The organism is Streptomyces sp. SID4985 (genome assembly GCF_009863025.1).
GTDB lineage: Bacteria > Actinomycetota > Actinomycetes > Streptomycetales > Streptomycetaceae > Streptomyces.
This window is the reverse complement of the sequence record NZ_WWIR01000559.1, coordinates 1-3,238: the sequence shown is the minus strand read 5'-3', so window position 1 is coordinate 3,238 and position 3,238 is coordinate 1. Positions and strand designations below refer to the sequence as shown.

General features: G+C 73.9%; 1 protein-coding gene. It reads left to right on the top strand.

Going from position 1 to position 3,238, the window contains the following annotated elements; translation table 11 throughout:
- Positions 1 to 36: 36 nt before the first annotated feature.
- On the top strand, positions 37 to 3,238 hold a 3,202-nt coding region (locus GTW40_RS24050), incomplete at its 3' end, for a condensation domain-containing protein (RefSeq protein ID WP_272919034.1).

Sequence of the window (3,238 nt, the reverse complement as noted above, 5' to 3'; positions counted from 1 at the left end):
GCGTACGGCCCGACGGAGACGACGGTCTGCGCGACCATGAGCGAACCGCTCTCGCCGGGAGCGGGCGCACCGCCGATCGGCCGGCCGATCGCCAACGCGCGGGTGTACGTGCTGGACGAGCGTCTGCGCGTCGTACCGCCGGGTGTGACAGGCGAGTTGTACGTCACGGGCCCGGGTCTGGCGCGCGGGTACCTGAACCGGCCGGGACTCACGGCCGGGCGGTTCGTCGCCTGCCCGTTCTCCGAGGACGGCGCACGCATGTACCGCACCGGCGACCTCGTACGCCACCGAGCCGACGGCGAGCTCGAATACGCCGGGCGCGTCGACCAGCAGGTGAAGGTGCGCGGCTTCCGCATCGAACCCGGAGAGGTCGAGGCGGCACTGGCCGAACACCCCGCCGTCGCCCAGGCCGCGGTCCTCGCGCAGGGTGACCGGCTCGTCGGCTATGTCGTCCCGCGTCAGGAGCCGGACCGGGACAGCGGTCTCGAAGCGGACCACGTGGGCGAGTGGCGGGACATCTACGACGCGCTGCCGATCGTTCCCGGGGAGGCCGCCTTCGGGCAGAACTTCGTCGGCTGGAACAGCAGTTACGACGCGAGTCCGATCCCGGTCGAGCAGATGCGGGAGTGGCGGGACGCCACCGTGGCGCGCATCCTGGCCTTGCGCCCCCGCCGGGTGCTGGAGGTCGGCGTGGGCACCGGTCTGCTCCTCTCGCAGATCGCACCGCACTGCGAGACCTACTGGGCGACCGACTTCTCCGCCACCGCGATCGACACCCTGGCCGCCCAGGTGGCGCGGGAGGAGCGGCTGGCCGAGCGCGTGGTGCTGCGGACCCGCCCGGCGCACGACACCGACGGACTGCCGACCGGGCGGTTCGACACCATCGTGCTGAACTCCGTCGTCCAGTACTTCCCGTCCGCCGACTACCTCACGGACGTGATCGACCGGCTGATGCGGCTGCTCGCACCCGGCGGCGCGCTCTTCGTCGGCGACGTCCGCAACCTGCGGCTGCTGCGCCCGCTGACGACGGCCGTGCAGCTCCACCGTGCCGACCGGGGCACCGACCTGTCCTCGGTGCGCCGTGCGGTGGAGCAGTCCCTCCTGGTGGAGAAGGAACTCCTGGTCGACCCGGACTTCTTCACCGCCCTGCGCGACCGCGGCACCGTCGGGGCCGTGGCGGTCGAGGTCAAGCGCGGGCGGCACCACAACGAGCTCACCCGCTACCGCTACGATGTCACGCTGCACGAGCGGTCGGCCGTCCCGGCCGGGGTCGCTACGCGGGAACTCACCTGGGGCCGCGAAGTCGCCTGCCTCACGGACGTGCGCGAGCTGTTCACCGGGCCCGGCGCGGACGCGGTGCGCATCACCGGGGTGCGCATCACGGGGGTGCCGAACCGGCGCGTGGCCCGCGAGGCGGAGCTGTCCCGCGCGGTGCGCGACGGGGACGGCACGCTCCCCGACCTGCTGGACCGGCTGCACGGCCCGGACGAGGGCGGCGTACCCGATCCCGAGGACTTCCGCGAACTCGGCGAGGAACTCGGCCGCCGGGTGGCCGTCACCTGGTCGGCCGACGCGGCCGACGCCCTGGACGTCGTCATCAGCGGCGCACGGGGGGAGGCACCGCTCGATGCACCAGGAGAGGCACCCCTCGACGCCTACCGGCCGCTGCGGTCGTCCGGCGCCGAGCTGTCCTCGCTCACCAATCGCCCGACCGGAAGCCGTGCCACGGGCGCCCTCGTCGGCGCGCTCCGCGACCGGCTGCGCGACCGCCTGCCCGACTACCTCGTGCCGTCGGCCATCGTCGTCCTGGACGCGCTGCCGCTGACCCCCAACGGCAAGGTCGACCGCCGCGCGCTGCCCGCACCCGATCTGGGGACGGCCGCGGCCGGGCGGGCGCCGCGCACCCCGCAGGAACAGCTGCTCGCCGATCTCTTCGCCGACGTGCTCGCGCTGCCCAGGGTCGGCGTCGAGGACAGCTTCTTCGACCTGGGCGGGCACTCCCTGCTGGCGACCCGGCTCGCCTCCCGGGTCCGGACCGCCTTCGGTGTGGAGATCGAGGTCCGTACGCTCTTCGAGCACCCGACCGTGGCGGCCCTGGCGGCCCGCCTCGACGGCTCGGTCACCCGGCGGCCCGCGCTGACCGCCCGTCCGCGACCCACCGGAGCGGCCACCGGAGCGGCCACCGGCCGGGAGCGGATCCCGCTGTCCTTCGCCCAGCAACGCCTTTGGTTCCTGCACCGGATGGACGGCCCGAGCGCCACGTACAACATGCCGCTCGCGCTGCGCCTGGACGGTGAACTGGACCGGGCCGCACTGCACACGGCGCTCGCCGACGTGATCGCCCGGCACGAGAGTCTGCGGACGGTCCTGCGCGAGGCGGACGGCGTGCCGTACCAGCTCGTGCTGAGCGAGGACAAGGCCCGCCCGAAGCTTCCGGTCGTGGAGCTCGACGACGCACGGCTGGCCGCCCGACTGGCGGAGGGGGCGCAGTACGGCTTCGACCTGGCCGCCGAGCCGCCGATCCGCGCGGAGCTGTATGCGCTCGCCCCCGACCGGCATGTTCTGCTGCTCGTGGTGCACCACATCGCGGCCGACGGCTGGTCGATGGGCCCGCTCTCCCGGGACCTGGCGGCGGCCTACACGGCCCGCTGCCGGGGCGAGGAGCCGCGATGGTCCCCGCTGCCGGTGCAGTACGCCGACTACACCCGGTGGCAGCGCGAGCTGCTCGGCGAGGCGACCGACCCGGACAGCCTGTTCGCCCGGCAACTCACCTATTGGCGCGAGGAGTTGACCGGTCTGCCGCAGCGGCTACAGCTGCCCGCGGACCGGCCCCGGCCCGCCGTGGCCTCCCAGCGGGGCGGTCGGCTCGCCGTCCGGCTGGACGCCGAGCTGCACCGGGCCCTGCGGGACCTGGCGACCGCGCGCGGCGCCAGCATGTTCATGGTCCTGCAGGCCGGTCTCGCCGCGCTGCTCACCCGGCTCGGCGCGGGCACCGACATCCCGGTCGGCAGCCCCATCGCGGGCCGCACCGACCAGGCCCTGGACGACCTCGTCGGGTTCATGGTCAACACGCTGGTGCTGCGCACCGACACGAGTGGCGACCCCGGCTTCGGTGAACTGCTCGGCCGGGTGCGGCAGAAGGCGCTGTCCGCGTACGCCCACCAGGACGTGCCGTTCGAGTACCTGGTCGAGGTGGTCAACCCGGCCCGGTCGCTGTCGCACCACCCGCTGTTCCAGA